Below are 16,492 nucleotides of genomic sequence, written 5' to 3' on the forward strand. Positions count from 1 at the left end.
CAGACCGTCTGTCAGGAAGAGCCAACCTTTGGGCTGACTGTTGGCATCTTTCTCCGTACGGAGAGGATCGACAGACGTTTACCGTCGGCTCAGTGGATTGGGGGCGCTCGTGGGCGAGACTGTCGCGTGGAGCGACGGCGTCGGCACGGGTGAAAGGCCGGTGAGGGGGTCTCATGACCGTTGGAACGCGCCCTGGAGCCCGGCGGGCCCGAAGCGCCCCGCGGGAACACGTGCGGGCGCACACGACCGGCGCCGCCAGCACGGCCCTGCGCCAGGTGCTGGAGTCGCCCCGCCGCCCCGCGCGGGTGCTGGCGGCCTTTCCCTCCGGGATCTACCTGGAGATCCGCACCGAGCTCGAGCCCCACGTGATCGCGGTGGTGACCGGAGACGCGGTCAGGCTGCCGAACGCGATGGTGACCAACGCTCCGATGCCCCGGGTCGCCGTGGGGGACGACGCCTGGGTGGGCGACGGCTCCGTCGAGATCGGTGGGCTCGGCCTGCGGGCGCACCGCTGGTGGAACCCGGCCCCGCCGCTCGGCCCCGTCGCCCCGGCGCGGCTGGCGTCCCTGCTGCCCGCGCTGACCGAACTGTGCGACCGCTCGCCCAGGCGTCCCGGGCTCGAGGGCAACGGCGCCGCGGAACTGCTCGCCGGGGGATGCGCCGAGGGCTCCCTGCTGCGTGGCGTCACGGCCGCCGAGCGGCTCGTCGGCCTGGGGCCCGGGCTCACCCCGAGCGGCGACGACATGCTCGCCGGGCTGCTGGTCGCGCTTCGCCATCTGGGCACGGCGGCCGGGGCCGAGCGGGCCGTCTGGCTGGCCGACTGGCTGGCCGCCGCGGTCACCTTCGACGCCCGCGGCAGGACGACCCCCATCTCCGCGACGCTGCTGCACTGCGCCGCCAGGGGCGAGGCGAGCAATGAGGTGCTGGCCGTGCTGCGCGGGCTGGTCGGGCAGCAGTCCCTGGAGCCCGCGCTGCACCGGCTGCTCCTGCTCGGGCACACGTCGGGGGCCGACCTGGCCTGGGGGGTGCGCGCCGGTCTCGCGGCCGTCGTCGCGCTGGGGAGCCGGAGCCGTTGAGCGCCGACCTGGTCAGGGTCCGCGTGGGGGTCTACCACGACTCGGTGAGCCTGATGCGGGTCAGCCAGGCGGTCGCCGGGCTGCCCGGGGTCGAGGTCGCGGTGGTGGCGATGGCGACCGAGCTCAACCGGGGCGTCGCCGCCGAGCTCGGCTTCGACCTGCCGGAGGCGGGACCGGGCGACCTGCTGATCGCGCTGCGGAGCGGCGGGCCCGCCGAGCTCGAGGCGGCGGAGACGGAGCTGGACCGGCTGCTGGCGGGCCTGGCCACGCGGACGACCGGCGAGGCGGCCCCCGGGGGCGCGGAGCACCCGCCGCGTACCGTGCGCGCGGCCGCCCTCGGCGGAGTCGGCGGCGGCCCCGCCACGCTGGCCCTGGTCTCGGTGCCCGGGCCGTACGCGTTCGCCGAGGCGATGGACGCGATCGAGGCGGGCCTGCCCGTGATGGTCTTCAGCGACAACGTTCCCGTCGAGCAGGAGGTGCTGCTCAAGAGGCGCGCGGGAGAGCTCGGCCTGCTGGTCATGGGGCCCGACTGCGGCACCGCCGTGATCGGCGGCGCGGGCCTGGGCTTCTCGAACGTGCTGCGCCCCGGGCCCGTCGGAGTGGTGGCCGCCTCGGGGACCGGCGCGCAGCAGGTGACCTGCCTGCTGGACACGGCGGGCGTCGGGGTCAGTCATGTGCTGGGCGTGGGCGGCAGGGACCTGTCGGCGGACGTGGGCGGGCTGTCCACGCTCCGCGCCCTTGAGGCGCTCGACGCCGATCCCGCGACCGAGCTGATTGTCCTGATCTCCAAGCCTCCCGCCCCCGAGGTCGAGGAGACCGTACGGCAGGCCGTCGGCGCGCTCGCGACCCCGGTGGTGACCGCGCTGCTCGGTCCTGGGCGCGACGACCTGACCACCGTGACCGAGAGGGTGCTGCGCACGCTCGGCGTCCCCGTTCCCGTGTGGCCTTCGTGGCCCGCGCCCGGCACGGAGAACGGCCTCCCGGACACGCCCGGCCCCGGAGCCGGCCGCCGCGGGGACACGGAAACAGGCGCGGGCGAGAACGCGGGAACGGGCGCGGGCGAGAGCGGCGACGCCGGGGCAGGCGCGGGCGGCCAGGGCGGGCCGGGAGTCTCACGCGAGGCCTCACGCGCCGGGACGCTGCGGGGCGTCTACTCGGGGGGAACCCTCTGCGCCGAGGCCCGGCTGGTCGCGGGCGCCGGGGAGTTCACCGACTTCGGCGACGACGCGTACACCCGGGGCAGGCCCCATCCGATGATCGATCCCTCGCTCAGGCTCGAGGCCATGGCGCGGGTGCCGTCAGGCGACGTCGCGCTGCTCGACGTGGTCCTGGGACACGCCGCCGACCCCGACCCGTCGGCAGGCCTCGCCCCCGGGATCGCCTCCGCGGTGGCGAGGGGCGTGCGGGTCGTGGTCGCGCTGGTCGGCTCGCGGGACGACCCCCAGGGACTGGAGGCCCAGGCGGAGGCGCTGCGGGCCGCGGGAGCGGCGGTCTTCGCCTCGAACGCCCAGGCCGCGGAACACGCGGCCGAGGTTCTGGCGGGTGTCCGATGACCCGGCCGCCACGACCGTCCCGCACCCGGTCACCGCATCCCGCCGGGGCTCGCGTGGCGTCCTGTCACCGGGCCGGCGGGCGCCGCCCCTCCCCGGGGGGCGGCCGATGACGCTGCCACTGCTCTCCGGGGAGCCCCGGGTGATCACGGTTGGGGCCGAGGTCCTCGGTGAGGCGCTGGACGCGCAGGCGGTGCCGAGGACGAAGGTCGACTGGCGGCCGCCCCTGCCCGGCACCGAGGACGACGTCGCACGGGTGCTGGCCGACCCGCGCAGGGCCCGCGCCAACGCGACCGCCGTCGGCCGCTTGGTGTCCGCCAGGCCTCTGCTCGTCGGAGTACGGCGGGCGGGCGAGGCCCTGGACCTGCCGGTCGGCTCGTTCCTGCACGCGGGGCCGCCGATCGACTGGGAACGCGCCTCGGGACCGATGCGCGGCGCGCTTATCGGGGCGACGCTGCTCGAAGGGCTGGCCTCGGACGCGGAGGACGCCGAACGCGGGCTCGCCGGGGGGCGGGCCCGTCTCGAACCCTGCCACGGCCGGGGGGCGGTCGGGCCGATGGCGGGCGTGGTCAGCCCGTCGATGTGGATGTTCGAGGTGCGTGACGCCGAGCACGGCGGCACCGCCTACTGCTCGCTCAACGAGGGGCTGGGCAAGGTGCTGCGCTACGGCGCCTACGGTCCGGAGGTGCTGGAGCGGCTGCGCTGGATGGACGAGGTGCTCGGCCCCGTGCTGCGTGAGACCCTGCGCCTGACCGGACCGCTGGACCTCAGGGCCCTGATCGCGCAGGCCCTGCAGATGGGCGACGAGCTGCACAACCGCAACCGGGCCGCGACCTCGCTGCTGGCGCGGGAACTGGCTCCGGGGATCGTCGAGGCCTCCCCCGCCCGCGCGGCCGAGGTGTTGCGCTTCGTCAACGGCAACGACCACTTCTTCCTCAACGCGGGCATGGCGGCGTGCAAGGTGAGCGCGGACGCCGCCAGGAACGTCCCCGGCTCGACCATGGTCGTCGCGATGGCCCGTAACGGCACCGACTTCGGCCTGCAGGTCTCCGGCCTCGGCGACCGTTGGTTCACCGGTCCCGCGGGGGTGCCGGACGGCCTGTATCTCGGCGCGTACGGCCCCGCGGACGCCAACCCCGACATCGGCGACTCCACGATCACGGAGACGGCGGGCCTCGGCGGCTTCGCGATGGCGGCCGCCCCGGCGATCGTCCGGTTCGTCGGCGGCGACGTCTCGGCCGCGACGGCGGCGACCCGCGCCATGTACGAGATCACCCTTGCCGAACACCCCGTCTACCAGATTCCCGGCCTCGGTTTCCGGGGCACGCCGGTCGGCGTCGACGTGACGCTGGTCGCCAGGACGGGGCTGCTGCCCACCGTCAACACCGGCATCGCGGGCCGGGTCGCGGGCACGGGACAGGTCGGCGCGGGCCTGGTGAGCCCGCCCGCGTCGGCCTTCGCCGCCGCCCTTTCCGCGCTCGCCGAGGCGGGTGAGGGGGCGCGGCGGTGAGCGCGGCGCGCCCCCGGTCCTGACGGCCTCCGGTCCGGCGGCCCGGTCGGCGACGGTCGGCGACGAACGCCTCAACCCCTTTCGAGATACATCAACTTCCTTTGCCTTATACGATCCCGATATCGTGTCCACCCTTGCGCATAGGGTTGGTTGTGGGGACGGGGCATGATGACCGATCGCTTGCTCGGCAAGCCCCTCATGGGTTCGGAGGGCGAGAGCATCAGCGCGACCGGAGCGGAGGAGCAGGGCAGACTGGTCGGCAGGCGTTACCGCCTGATCTCGCCGGTCGGCCGGGGCGGCATGGGTGTGGTGTGGCACGCGCACGACGTCCTGCTCGACCGTGACGTCGCGGTCAAGGAGCTCATCCTCCCCCACGGGCTCGACGACGACGGCATGCGCGCGGCGCACCGGCGCATGATGCGCGAGGCCCGCTCGGCCGCGCGGCTCAGCCACCCGGGGATCATCACCGTTCACGACGTCGTCGAGGAGGACGGCCGTCCCTGGATCGTGATGGAGCTGGTCCGCGCGTGGTCCCTTGAGCAGGCCGTGCGCAGGAACGGGCCGCTGCCGGTCGTCCAGGCCGCCGAGATCGCCGTCCGCATGCTCGACGCGCTGCGCCACGCCCACGCCGCGGGGATCCTGCACCGCGACGTCAAGCCGGGCAACGTGCTGCTCACCCAGGATCGGGTGGTGCTCACCGACTTCGGCATCGCCGCGATAGAGGGCGACGTCTCGGTCACCCAGACCGGCCTGCTGATGGGCTCGCCCGCCTACATCCCGCCGGAGCGGCTCTCCGGCAAGCCGATCACCTACGCCGCCGACCTGTGGTCCTTCGGCGCCACGCTGTACGCGGCGGTCGAGGGCCGCCCGCCGTACGAGGGGACGGACGCGGTGGCCGTGCTCGGCGCGATCCTCACCCAGGAGCCCAACAGGCCGCAGCGGGCGGGGGCGCTGATCGCCGTCATCGAGGGCCTGCTCCGCAAGAACCCGGCCGACCGGATGACCGCCGCGCAGGTGGCCGACCTGCTGAACCGGGTGCTGCGCAGCCACGGCTCGGCCACCTCGAGCGAGGTGACCGTCGCGTCCGCCGTCCCTGCGGGGTTCCCCGACGATCCCGTGCCGCCGCGCCCCGTGCCGTCGCCCGGCCCGCCGTCGGGGCCGCTCCCCTCGCGGATCATCGAGACTCCCTCCGGCCCCGTACGGGTGCCGCACGACGCTCAGGCACACCTGTGGGGCGGTCCCGGCTCCCCTGACGGGCAGGACGCGGACCTGTCGAGCCGGCCCGAGGAGGGCTCGGCCGCGCGGACCGGTTCGCCCGGCGGACGGAGCGGCGTCCGCAGGCGCGGGCACGAGGCGCTGCGCAGCCCGGCCGTCGGATTCGGGCGCGCCTCGCTCTCCGACGAGTTCCCCGAAGACGCTCCGTCAGGGCCGCCGCCGGGGTCGCCGCCCGACGCCTTCGGGGAGACAGGATGGGAGACGGCGAGAGGGACGCACGTCCTGTCCGGCGGATCCGCCTCCCCGCGAGGAGGGACCAGGGCGGGGCGGGAGACGACAAGGGCCTCCAGGGCCTCCGCGGACAGATCGGGCAGATCGGGCGGTCGCAGGGGCTCACGTCGGGGCACGAGCGGCGAGGGGCGCTGGACGCGAGGAGGCCGGCCGACGCCGCTCCTGCTCCTGGTCTGCGCGGTCGCGACCCTGGTCGTGGTGGCGGCGGCGCTGTTCGCCCTGCTTCCCCCCGGCGCCACGCCGGCCCCGGGGGCTCAGAGCGCCGCCCCCTCGGCCTCGGCCCTCTCCAGCCTCGCGTCGCCGTCACCGTCGCGCGGCGAGACGCCCGACGGTTACCGGACGCTGAGCGGGGGGCGTGTCTCCGCCGCGCTGCCCGAGGGGTGGACGGTGCGGGCGGGGGACGGCAGGGCCGTGACCTTCTCCGGGCCGAAGAACAGCGGGCGGAGCGTCGTCGTCACCGAGGCGCCGGTCGGCGATCCGGTGACCTCGCTCGACGCGGTCGGCAAGCAGGGCCTGGACGAGTACACCGAGATCGGCGTGGCACCGGTGCCGTACGGCACCTGGAAGGCCGCCGACTGGGAGTACACCTACGTCCAGCCGAAAGGCGCCGTTCCCATGCACGGGCTGACCCGCTACGTCGCGGTCGACGGGCGGAGGGCCTATCTGATCGCGTTCACCGCGCAGGACCTGGAATGGGACAGGAGCGCCGAGCTTCTGCGGACCTTCTTCGCCACCTTCACGCCGACGGACTGACTTCTGGCGGTAGCCCGCCTCACAAATAATTACAAGTGATGACAAAATTCACTTGTGACCGCAATTCCCTCAAATTCTACTATTTCCTATAAGGAAACAGGGAAAATAGCCACCCTGCAGCGACGGGTGCTCACCGTGCTGTCCGTCGCGCAGATCACCAGCGGGATCGGCACCGCCGTCGGGCTCTCCCTCAGCTCCCTGGTGGTCGCCCAACTGTCCGGCTCCGTGACGATCAGCGGGCTGGCCGGGACCGCGACCGTGCTCGGCGCCGCGCTGCTCGCGCTGCCGACCGCCAAGGCCTCGGGCCGGGGCGGACGACGGAGCGGGCTGGCCCTGGCCTACGGATGCGCCCTGCTCGGCTGCGTGATCGCGGTGACCGCCATCACCGTGCGGTCGTGGCCGCTGCTGCTCGTCGGGCTGGTGCTGTTCGGCAGCGCCAGCGCGGGCAGCCTGGCCTCCCGCTACTCCGCGACCGACCTGTCGCCTCCCGGTCACGCGGCCCGGCACCTGTCATGGGTGGTGTGGGCCTCGACGATCGGCTCGGTCGCGGGCCCCAACCTCGCCGAACCGGCCGAACGCCTCGGCCGCGCGCTCGGCCTGGCGCCGAACACCGGCCCCTTCGCGCTCGCCCTGGTGACCTTCGCCGTCGCTCTGGCCGTCATCACGCTCGGCCTGCGCCCCGACCCCCTGCTGCTGGCCCGCTCGATCGCCGCGTCCTCCCCCGCGGGACCCGCCACGGCCGCCCCCTCCCTGCCCACCGCAGAGCCCGCCGCAGAGCCCGCCGCAGAGCCCGCCGCAGTGCCCGCCAAGGGGCGCAAAGGCACGCTGAGCACCGCGTGGCGCGTCCTGCGTGAGACGCGGACCGCCTCACGGGCGCTCGTCGCGATCGCGGTCAGCCACACGGCGATGGTGTCGATCATGTCCATGACGCCGGTCCACCTGGACCACGGCGGCGCGACCTACTCCATCATCGGCATCGTGATCAGCCTGCACATCGCGGGCATGTACATCCTGTCCCCCGTGGTCGGCTGGCTGGCCGACAGGATCGGCCGGGTCCGGGTCCTCGTGCTCGGCATGGGACTGCTGCTGGCCGCCGCCGTCCTGGCGGGCGGAGCCGGCGAGGAGGACGTCGCGCGGGTGACGGCCGGGCTGGCGCTGCTCGGCGTCGGCTGGTCCTGCGGGCTGATCGCCGGTTCCGCGATGCTCAGCGAAGCCGTACGGCTGGAGCACCGCCCCGCCGTGCAGGGCCTGTCGGACCTGCTGATGAACGTCTGCGGCGCGGCGGGCACGGTGATCGCCGGAGTGATCGTCGGCACCCTTTCCTACGGCGTGCTCGGCGCGGTCGTGGCGGTCATGGTGGCGATCACCGGCGCGTGGCTGGTGCTGAGAGGCGCCTGACGGCCCCGTCAGGGCGAACCGAAGGCGCTCTCCCGTCCGGGAGGGGCCGGGGCCCGCGGCTCTCCGCCCGGTGAGCGCCGCAGGGCGCCGGCCGCCGAGCCCTCACTTGGCGTCGGCGTAACACCGCACCGCGACGGCCTGCATCGGAAAGCGCACCGGGGTCTGGCCGAAGAGCAGCCGGGTCGCCTCCTCCGCGGCCTCCGCGACCGCGGCGACCACCTCGTCGGCGAGCTCCGCGGGGCAGTGCACCATCACCTCGTCGTGCTGGAAGAACACCAGCGCGGCCGGGGCGGGCAGCAGCCCGCGCAGCACGGCCATGAGCGTGAGCGCCCACTCCGCCGCGGTCGCCTGCACCACGAAGTTGCGGGTGAAGCGCCCCCGGTCACGCGCCGCCCTGCCGCCCTCGGGCCCTGAGACCAGCTCCCGCCAGCGGGCCGAGGGCTGCGGGCAGGTGCGGCCGAGCCAGGAGCGCACCGTCTTGCCCTCCTCCCCGGCCCTGGCGGCGTCCTCGACGAACTGGTAGGCCCGGGGAAAGCGCTGGCGCATCACGGCCAGCAGTTTGGGCGCGTCTCCGCTGGTCCCGCCGTACATCGCCGACAACAGGGCGATCTTGGCGTGGTCGCGCTCGCCGCCGAACGCCTGAGCCAGCGCCTGGTAGAGGTCGACCTGCCCGGCCGCCCTCGCCAGGCCGCCGTCGCCGGCCATCGCGGCCAGCACCCGGGGCTCGAGCTGGGCCGCGTCCGCCACGACCAGCGTCCAGCCCTCGTCGGCGACCACGACCCTGCGCATCACCTTGGGGATCTGCAACGCGCCGCCGCCGCTGGTGGCCCAGCGCCCGGAGACCACCCCGGCGACCACGTACTCGGGCCGGAAGCGGTCCTCGCGCACCCACTGGTCGGCCCAGGCCCAGCCGTGGAAGCTGTAGATCCTCGCGAGCTCCTTGTAGGCGAGCAGCGGCGCGACGCCCGGATGGTCGACGTCCTTGATCTCGTGGGCCCTGGTCGAGGCGACGGACACCCCCGCCGACTTGAACGCCCTGACGATCTGCTGCGGGGAGTCGGGGTTGAACGGGCCGCCGAAGGCCTCGGAGACCTGGTCCGCCAGCGCCTGGAGCTTGGCCGGGCGCATGCCGTGCACGGGGCGCGGGCCCAGCAGGCCGGTCAGCAGCTCGTCGTGCGCGTCCCGACGCCACGGCATGCCCTCGTGACCCATCTCCGCCGCGATCAGCGCGCCCGCGGACTCGGCGGCGACCAGCAGCCGGAAACGCCGGGGATCCGCGACGGCCTCGATCCGCCTGAGCTGGTCGGCGTGCACCTCCGCGACCAGGTCCGCGTCCGGCGGGGGCGGCTCCTCCTCGAACAGCGTGGCCTGCCGTGCCTGCGGCTCGTGGTGGTCCTCGGGGACCGGCATGCCGTGCAGCCTGGCGTGGGCGGCCCGCGCCGAGCGGGGCTCGCCGTGACGCCCCTCGTATCCCAGCAGCAGGCCCTCGGTGAGCGTCAGGTCGTGGCAGCGGGCCAGCCGCACCCCGGCGTCGAGGAGCGCGGGGTAGACCTCCCGCGTGTCGGCCCAGACCCAGCGGGGGGCGCCGGCCCCCGTGTCCCGCCCTGTCTCCCGCCCCGCCTCGATCTCCCGCACGGCTGCCGCCAGGTCGGCGACGGTCCTGGCCTCCTGCCCGTCGGGACGCAGGACACCCGAGGTGCCCGGCCCCGAGGCCACTGCCACGTTCATCTGTCCAGCCTGTCACGCCGGACCGACAGTTCCGCTCAGGCGAGCGGGATCTCGACCTCGTCCTCGAGCGGGGGTTCGATCTCCTGCGGCAGGCAGCCGGTCGCGGCGAAGCAACGGATCTTCAGGGTGGTCGGCGTCACGGAGACGTGCAGGAAGCTCTTGAAGAACGGCGGGGTGTCCCAGTCGGACAATTCGGACAGATAACGGTGGAAGACCCTGCCGACCGGCAGCCGGAACGGCATCGGCCAGCCGCCGAGGATCCGCGCCGCCCACCGCATCCGCCGGGTGACGGGGACGGGCGGGATGTCCCTGGGCGGGGTGTTGCCGATCTGCTTCGACATCAGCGCCACGCCCTCCTCGGGGGTGAGGTAGAGCCAGCGCATGCGCAGCCGCTCGCTGTAGAGCTTGCTGTAGAACGACAGCGAGTCCCCGCGGAGCGGGTAACACCTGTAGTCGTCCTCGTGGACGCCGCCGACCGTGACCCTGGGAGTGGTGTGGGTGGCGTGCATGAAGGCCCCCGAGCCGCCCGCCACGATGTACTGGATCGTCCGGCCGCCGGTTCTGACCGGGAAACGCTGGTAGTTGTGGACGTCGCCGCCTATCGCCGCGACGTAGTTGTTGGCGGGGTCGGTGACGATGTCGTCAATCGTGCCGCCGCCCTCAAGCCTGGACGGCTTGTAGTCGTTGCGGACGTAGATCGGTTTGCCGGTGATCAGGACCTTGGGCCGCGGATCCCGCGAGACCTCGCGCAGCCACCGCGTCTGCTCCCGGTCCAGGTCGCCGCGGATGCCGGTGTCCACGCCCACGATGAGCAGCCCCGGCGTCTCCATCGCCCAGTAGGGGCCGGGCTGCGCGGCCCGCTGCTCCGGCAGCGCCCTGCGCTCGCGCGCCTTCGCCAGACGCGCCTCGTCGATCTTCTCCGGCTTGCGCCACAGCAGGCCGCGCAGCCCGGCGGGCGACAGCCTGAACCCCTCCCGCTCGGCCTTCAGCGCGGGGGCGTCGCAGAAGACCCGCATGAAGCCGCCGAGCCCGTCGTACCAGTCGTGGTTGCCGGGAATCGCGTAGATCGGCGCATGGTAGTCCTGGTAGGGGCGGAAGAACTTGTTCTCGTACTCGTTGCCGGACCCCGTCGGGTAGATCACGTCACTGGCGACGACCGCGAAGGCCGTACCGGCGCCGATCTTGAGCATGCCGGGAACCACGGCGTACTGCGAGGCGTCGCCCTCCCCCGTGTCGCCCAGGACGAGGAAGGAGAACTCGGGCCCGACATCCGTCGGGATCCGGAGGGAGGGGTCGATCCCCCGGTCACGCTGAGAGGCCACCCAGCGTGCCCTGACCTGCCCCGACGGGTCGCCGAACAGCCCCGCGAGGATCTCGTTCCTCGACTTCCAGAGAATGCGCGGGCTGAGCCAGGTGAAGGTCTCCTTGCCGGGCACCAGCTGCTTGAAGGCGCCGATCCGAACGCAGGCCCAGCCCGCCCCCTCCTCGGAGACCCGTGAGGAGACCTCACGCCCACGTTTCGCGGCCTGTCCGACATCAACCATGGTCGTATCTTGGCGTTGATCTTACGCGGGCGCACCGCTTTCGCCCCGAATCCGCCCCCTGCCCAGGCCCCGGCCCGCCGGGCCGAAAACCACCGTGGCCCGCGCCGGACGTCGTGAAGGCCGTCCTACCGCACGCCCTCCGGAGGGACCAGCACGCCGGGGTTGAGGATCCCCCCGGGATCGAGCCGCTCCTTGATCCCGCGCAGGATCTCCACGCCCAGCTCGCCGACCTCGGCGGCGTAGGGCCCGCGGTGGTCGCGGCCGACGCCGTGGTGGTGCGAGATCGTCCCTCCCGCCGCCACGATCGCCTCGCCGGCCGCGTTCTTGGCCGTCTCCCACTGCGCGACAGGGTCGTCGCTCTGGGCCGTGACGACCGTGAAGTAGAGGGACGCGCCTGTTTCGTAGACGTGGGAGACGTGGCACATCACCAGCGGGGAGCCGAGCGAGGCGTGGAGCGACAGCCGTACGGCGTCGTAGAGGCCGGGCAGGGCGGACCAGAACCCCGCCGTCTCCAGCGTCTCCACGGTCGCGCCCGCGGCGAGCAGGGAGTCACGCAGGTAGGGGGCCGAGTAACGGCCGTGCGCCCAGGACTCGCCGGGGTCCGCGCCGAGACAGACGCCGCCGGACCCGGACAGCACGGCGGCGACGCGTTCCCGCAGGGCGGCGACCTCCCCGCCCTCGTAACCCGCGATCACCAGGCAGCCGGCGTCGGCCGCCAGGGCTCCGATCTCCTCCGGCCTGGCCAGGCCGACCATCGTCTCGGTCTCGTCGGACAGCCTGAGAACCGTGGGCAGCGGCCCTTCCTGGGCGAGACGCCGCAGCGCGGCCGTGCCCTCGGGGAACGAGGCGAACCGCCACCCCTCGTAACGGCGCTCGGCGGGGGCCCGCCGCACGCGGAGCCTGAGCGAGGTGATCACCCCGAAGGCCCCCTCCGAGCCGAGGATCACCTGCCGCAGGTCGGGGCCCGCGGCGGACCTGGGCGCCCGGCCGAGGTCGAGGGTGCCGCGCGGGGTCGCGACCGTCATGCCGACGACCATGTCGTCGAACCTGCCGTATCCCGCGGAGGCCTGGCCGCTCGACCTGGCCGCCGCGAAACCGCCCAACGTGGCGTACTCGAACGACTGGGGGAAGTGCCCCAGGGTCAGCCCGTGCCCGGCGAGGAGCTCCTCGGCCCGCGGCGCGCGCAGCCCCGGCTCCATCTCGGCCACCATCGACTCGGCGTCCACGGAGACGAGCCGGTCGAGCCTGCCCAGGTCCAGTGCGACGACCCCGGAGAAACCCTGTCTGTCGGCCACCAGGCCCCCGACGACCGAGGTGCCTCCGCCGAACGGGACCACCGCGACCCGGTGGGCGGCGCAGACCCGCAGCACCTCCAGCACGTCGGCGTGGGAGCCGGGCAGCACCACGGCGTCGGGGGCCTGGGAGCCGTCGCCCGCGCGCATGCGCATCAGGTCGGGTGTGGACTTGCCGCGGGTGTGCCGGACGCGGGTCTCGTCGTCGGAGCGGACGTGGTCGGCTCCGACGGCCGCGCGCAGTTCGTCCAGGACGGGCGGCGGCAGCGTCACCGGGGGCAGCCGCACCTCGCCGAGGCTCGCCGCGGGCGTGTGCGGCGCGCGCACACCCAGCATGTCCCGCAGCAGCAGCCGGACCGGCTCCGGCAGCTCCGACGCCTTCGCGGGGTCGCCCCATCCGGACCAGAGCATCGGCTCGGCAGCCTCAGTCGGAGTTTCCACCTCTACACTGTGACATATGACGTCCATTCGTCACAACGCATCCCGGGAAGGCGGCGACCCGCCCTCCGGCTCCGGCTCCCTCCCGAAGCCGGATCCCGGTTCCGCCCCGGTTCCCGGCACCGCAGTCGGCACTGCCGCCGACACCGCCGCCAACACCGCCGTCGACGCTGTCCTCGACACCGTCCTCGACGCGGCCAGAGAGGTGGTGCTCGCGGTCGGGGTGAGGCGGACCACCCTCACCGAGGTGGCCCGCAGGGCCGGGCTGTCCCGGATGACGATCTATCGGCGCTGGCCCGACGTACGCGGTCTCGTCGCCGACCTGATGACCCGTGAGTGGGTGCTCGTCGCGGGCCGGTTCGCCACCGAGGACCCGGTCACCGCCGCCGTGGCGACCGTACGGGCGCTGCGCGGCCACCCCCTCTGGCGCAAGATCGTCGAGGTGGACCCGGAGCTGCTGCTGCCGTACCTGTTGAAGCGCAGGGGCGCGAGCCACGAGGCGATGCTCTCACTCGTCGAGTCGGCCGTCGCGCGAGGCCAGGACCTGGGCGTCGTACGGCGAGGCGACCCGGTGCGGCTGGCCGGAGCGATCATGTTGACCGCGCAGTCGTTCCTGCTGTCAGGACCGACCATGCTCGTCCCCCTCACCCAGGACGACCTGGACGCCGAACTGACCGCACTCCTGGAGAGGTACCTCAGGCCGTGAACTCCTCGCTCAACGCCGCCAGGCGCTCACGTGAGCTCGCCGAGGTCCGCGACCTCGTGGTGGACGTACTGGTCGTCGGCCTCGGGGCGACCGGGGCCGGGGCGGCGCTCGACGCGGCCTCCCGCGGCCTGTCCGTGGCCGCGATCGACGCCCACGACCTGGCGTTCGGCACCTCCAGGTGGAGCTCCAAAATGGTCCACGGCGGCCTGCGCTACCTGGCCAGAGGTCAGGTGGGGGTGGCGCGTGAGAGCGCGGTCGAGCGCGGGGCGCTGCTCCGGCACACCGCCCCGCATCTGGTGAGGGCCCAGCCGTACCTGCTGCCGCTGACCCCCGAGGTCTCCGGGGTGAGGGCGGCGACGGTGATGACCGGCTACCGGCTCGGCGACGGGCTGCGGGTGGCCGCGCGCACGCCTCGCCGCCTCCTGCCCGGCCCCTGCCGGGTCTCCGCGGGGCAGGCCCTGCGCCTCGTCCCGCCGCTGAACCCGCGCGGCCTGCGCGGCGCGCTGCTGTCCTGGGACGGGCGGCTGGTCGACGACGCCCGTCTGGTGGTCGCGCTGGCGAGGACGGCCGCGGCCTGGGGCGCCAGGGTTCTGACCCGCTGCCGCGCGCTCGAGCTGGCCGGGGACGGGGCGCTGGCACGCGACGAGCTCACCGGGGAGACCTTCACGATCCGGGCCAGGGCGGTGATCAACGCGACCGGGGTCTGGGCGGGCCTGCTGGCCCCCGACGTCCGGATGCGGCCCTCACGCGGCACCCATCTGGTGTTCCGCCCCGAGACCCTGCCGGGACTCGCGGCGGGGCTGCACGTGCCGATCCCGGGTGAGGGCAACCGGTTCGTCCTGGTGCTTCCCCAGACCGACGGCAGGGTCCACGTCGGGCTCACCGACGAACCGGTCGAGGGCCCCCTTCCCGATGTGCCGCAGGCTCCGGAGGAGGATGTGGCGTTCCTGCTCGACGTGCTCAACTCGGTGCTGGGGGCGACGGTCGGCAGGCGGGACGTGGCCGGGACCTACGCCGGGCTCCGGCCGCTGTCAGCCGCGGGGGGGCGCACCGCCGACCTGTCCAGGAAGCACGTGCTGTCCGTCTCCCGCGACGGAGTCGTGACGGTCGTCGGCGGGAAGCTGACCACCTACCGGCGGATGGCCGAGGAGGCGGTCGACCTGGCGGTGCGGCTGCGGCACCTGGTCGCGGGCGGGAGTCTCACGGCACGCCTGCCCCTGGTCGGAGCCCCGGGAGGGGTGGCCGAGGTCGCAGCGGGGAACACCGCGGGCAGCACGACTGGCAGCACAACAGGGGGCACAGCGGGAGGCGTCGTGGAGGACGCGGCCGGGGAGACGCCCGGAGGGGGCATGGGGCCGGGCCGCGTGCCGAGGCGGCTGTCCGAGCGTTACGGGACCGAGGCCGCAGCGGTCCACGCGCTGGCGAGGGAGGATCCGGCGCTGGCCGAACCGCTGCCGACCGGGGTCACCGGAGCGGAGTTCGTCTGGGCCGTCAGGCACGAGGGAGCGCTCGACGTGGACGACCTGCTCGACCGTCGCACCCGCGTCGGCCTGGTGGCCGAGGACAGGGCGGCGGCTTTGCCCGCGGCGCGCGCGGCACTGGCTCGTTGAGCGGAGCCTCCGGACCGCGACCGCGACCGCCGGCACGGACACCGGCAGGGGCCTCGGCACGCGGACGCGCAGGAGAAGAAGAAGAAGGAAAAGGGGTGGAGTGCGCCGGCATCCGGCCTTGGCCGCCGGTCCTGAGCGGCGGCGCCCACTCGCCACTGCCTGACCGCCGGCTCAGGACGGAAGGCTTCTGCCTGCCGGTGCGAGCCTGTTGACACCGAACCATTGAAGCAGGGAGAGGGGCGCCCGCACGGAGGAACGACTTTATTCGGCGACTCTGTTGACACCGGATCACCGGAAGGCATAGAGGGCCCTCCGGCCGACCCGCGCCCCGCTCCGTTCCCTTCCGCCGCATTCGCAACACCCTTAGGTTAGTCTTACCTAAGTACGCATAGGGGCAGACGTCGCCGCGGGGAGCGTTCCGGACATGACACTCAAGGGCTGCACACATCTTGAGGGCTGCCATACCGGTGACCTGCCGGTTCTCGCCAGCGCCACGGTCGGCGCCCGGTTCTGGCTGCTGATCGAGCACACCGGCCCGTGGGCCTCCCAGCTTGAGGACTGCCGCCTTCCCGACGACGTGCACACCCTTGTCAAACGGGCCACGGACCTCGGCGTCCGCCCCCAGCTGATCCGCCGCCCCGGACGCCGCAAGCCCCCGGAGAGCGGCGTCCACGTCATGGTCGCCGACTCGACCGCCGCCGAACCGTGGCTCGCCGAGGGCGTCGTCGCAGGTCCACACGATCTTGACCTGGACGCCTTGGTGGCCGGAGTGGTCCCGGAGTCCTGCATACTTGTCAGTGAGCCGGTTTTTCTGGTCTGCACGCATGCCAAACGCAACGCGTGCTGCGCCCGCATTGGACTACCCCTCGCTCGGTCACTGGCAGAAGTGATGCCGGACAGAGTATGGGAAACATCACATGTTGGCGGCGATCGATACGCCGCCAACCTTGTGTGCTTGCCACACGGCCTTTACTACGGCAGCATGTCTCAGGCTGCTGCGATCGCGGCAGCCGATGCGTACCGGTCCGGCGAGATCATTCTCGACCGTTTCCGGGGACGCGCAGGCATCCCTGAGCCACTGCAAGCCGCTGAGCATTTCGTCCGAGCCCACACGGGCGAGCTCTCGGTCGGCGGAGTGGCCGTGGAGTCCTCCAGGTCGGACGGCGACACCACCGAGGCTTTCGTGCGCGGTAGTGACGTTCGTTTCCGGGTAGTGGTGGAACCCATGACGCTAACAACGCCATGTGGTACGGCTTGTGCCGACACGATCACTACCTACCGGCTGGTCGCACTGGACAGGCTCACCCCTGTGCGGTACGCCACGCCTGCCCTGACCTGACCGAGGGAACATCGCGGCCAATCCAGGCGTTGGACCCAGGGA

General features: G+C 73.5%; 11 protein-coding genes. 8 read left to right on the forward strand and 3 right to left on the reverse strand.

Going from position 1 to position 16,492, the window contains the following annotated elements; all coding sequences use genetic code 11:
- Positions 1-173: 173 nt before the first annotated feature.
- From PKF00_RS30990 to PKF00_RS31010, 5 genes are all read left to right on the forward strand, one after another.
- Entirely contained in the window at positions 174-1,076 is a 903-nt protein-coding gene (locus tag PKF00_RS30990; protein WP_271221227.1) for an oxamate carbamoyltransferase subunit AllH family protein, read from the forward strand.
- Complete coding sequence (locus tag PKF00_RS30995; protein WP_271221228.1) at positions 1,073-2,629, forward strand: AllF/FdrA family protein; 1,557 nt, start codon at positions 1,073-1,075, stop codon at positions 2,627-2,629. Before PKF00_RS30990 ends, PKF00_RS30995 begins: the two co-directional genes overlap by 4 nt.
- A 106-nt stretch (positions 2,630-2,735) precedes the next feature.
- A complete protein-coding gene (locus PKF00_RS31000; RefSeq protein ID WP_271221229.1) occupies positions 2,736-4,136 on the forward strand; it encodes a YlbE family protein in 1,401 nt (466 codons plus the stop codon).
- Positions 4,137-4,301: 165 nt separating this feature from the next.
- Positions 4,302-6,395: a serine/threonine-protein kinase gene (locus tag PKF00_RS31005; protein ID WP_271221230.1), complete on the forward strand. Its 2,094-nt coding sequence runs from the start codon at positions 4,302-4,304 to the stop codon at positions 6,393-6,395.
- Between the two features lie 126 nt (positions 6,396-6,521).
- Positions 6,522-7,793, forward strand: coding sequence for an MFS transporter (locus tag PKF00_RS31010; protein WP_271221231.1), 1,272 nt, complete (start codon positions 6,522-6,524; stop codon positions 7,791-7,793).
- A 102-nt stretch (positions 7,794-7,895) separates the two neighbouring features.
- Here the strand turns inward: PKF00_RS31010 and PKF00_RS31015 are convergent, their stop codons facing one another.
- From PKF00_RS31015 to PKF00_RS31025, 3 genes are all read right to left on the reverse strand, one after another.
- Positions 7,896-9,521, reverse strand: coding sequence for a bifunctional 3'-5' exonuclease/DNA polymerase (locus tag PKF00_RS31015; RefSeq protein ID WP_271221232.1), 1,626 nt, complete (start codon positions 9,519-9,521; stop codon positions 7,896-7,898).
- A gap of 35 nt (positions 9,522-9,556) precedes the next feature.
- A complete protein-coding gene (locus PKF00_RS31020) occupies positions 9,557-11,065 on the reverse strand; it encodes a metallophosphoesterase family protein (protein ID WP_271221233.1) in 1,509 nt (502 codons plus the stop codon).
- Positions 11,066-11,190: 125 nt separating this feature from the next.
- Positions 11,191-12,768 carry an FAD-binding oxidoreductase gene (locus tag PKF00_RS31025; protein ID WP_271221312.1) on the reverse strand — a complete coding sequence of 526 codons (1,578 nt, stop codon included), beginning with the start codon at positions 12,766-12,768 and terminating at the stop codon, positions 11,191-11,193.
- Between the two features lie 46 nt (positions 12,769-12,814).
- On the opposite strand from PKF00_RS31025, the gene PKF00_RS31030 reads away from it, so the two are divergent.
- The 3 genes from PKF00_RS31030 to PKF00_RS31040 all read left to right on the forward strand — a co-directional run bounded on the left by PKF00_RS31030 (position 12,815) and on the right by PKF00_RS31040 (position 16,450).
- Complete coding sequence (locus PKF00_RS31030) at positions 12,815-13,501, forward strand: TetR/AcrR family transcriptional regulator (protein ID WP_271221234.1); 687 nt, start codon at positions 12,815-12,817, stop codon at positions 13,499-13,501.
- Positions 13,498-15,111 (forward strand): glycerol-3-phosphate dehydrogenase/oxidase, encoded by a 1,614-nt coding sequence (locus PKF00_RS31035; RefSeq protein ID WP_271221235.1) that lies wholly within the window; start codon positions 13,498-13,500, stop codon positions 15,109-15,111. The genes PKF00_RS31030 and PKF00_RS31035 overlap by 4 nt, the downstream gene beginning before the upstream one ends.
- A 424-nt stretch (positions 15,112-15,535) precedes the next feature.
- A complete protein-coding gene (locus PKF00_RS31040; RefSeq protein WP_271221236.1) occupies positions 15,536-16,450 on the forward strand; it encodes a ferredoxin family protein in 915 nt (304 codons plus the stop codon).
- Positions 16,451-16,492 lie beyond the last annotated feature (42 nt).

Source organism: Streptosporangium carneum, from assembly GCF_027922005.1.
Lineage (GTDB): Bacteria > Actinomycetota > Actinomycetes > Streptosporangiales > Streptosporangiaceae > Streptosporangium > Streptosporangium carneum.

Bases quoted from the DNA above. Each gene is read 5' to 3' on its own strand.
- PKF00_RS30990 (WP_271221227.1), top strand. From the start codon at position 174: ATGACCGTTGGAACGCGCCCTGGAGCCCGGCGGGCCCGAAGCGCCCCG.
- PKF00_RS31000 (WP_271221229.1), top strand. From the start codon at position 2,736: ATGACGCTGCCACTGCTCTCCGGGGAGCCCCGGGTGATCACGGTTGGG.
- PKF00_RS31005 (WP_271221230.1), top strand. From the start codon at position 4,302: ATGATGACCGATCGCTTGCTCGGCAAGCCCCTCATGGGTTCGGAGGGC.
- PKF00_RS31015 (WP_271221232.1), bottom strand. From the start codon at position 9,521: ATGAACGTGGCAGTGGCCTCGGGGCCGGGCACCTCGGGTGTCCTGCGT.
- PKF00_RS31020 (WP_271221233.1), bottom strand. From the start codon at position 11,065: ATGGTTGATGTCGGACAGGCCGCGAAACGTGGGCGTGAGGTCTCCTCA.
- PKF00_RS31025 (WP_271221312.1), bottom strand. From the start codon at position 12,768: ATGCTCTGGTCCGGATGGGGCGACCCCGCGAAGGCGTCGGAGCTGCCG.
- PKF00_RS31030 (WP_271221234.1), top strand. From the start codon at position 12,815: ATGACGTCCATTCGTCACAACGCATCCCGGGAAGGCGGCGACCCGCCC.
- PKF00_RS31040 (WP_271221236.1), top strand. From the start codon at position 15,536: ATGACACTCAAGGGCTGCACACATCTTGAGGGCTGCCATACCGGTGAC.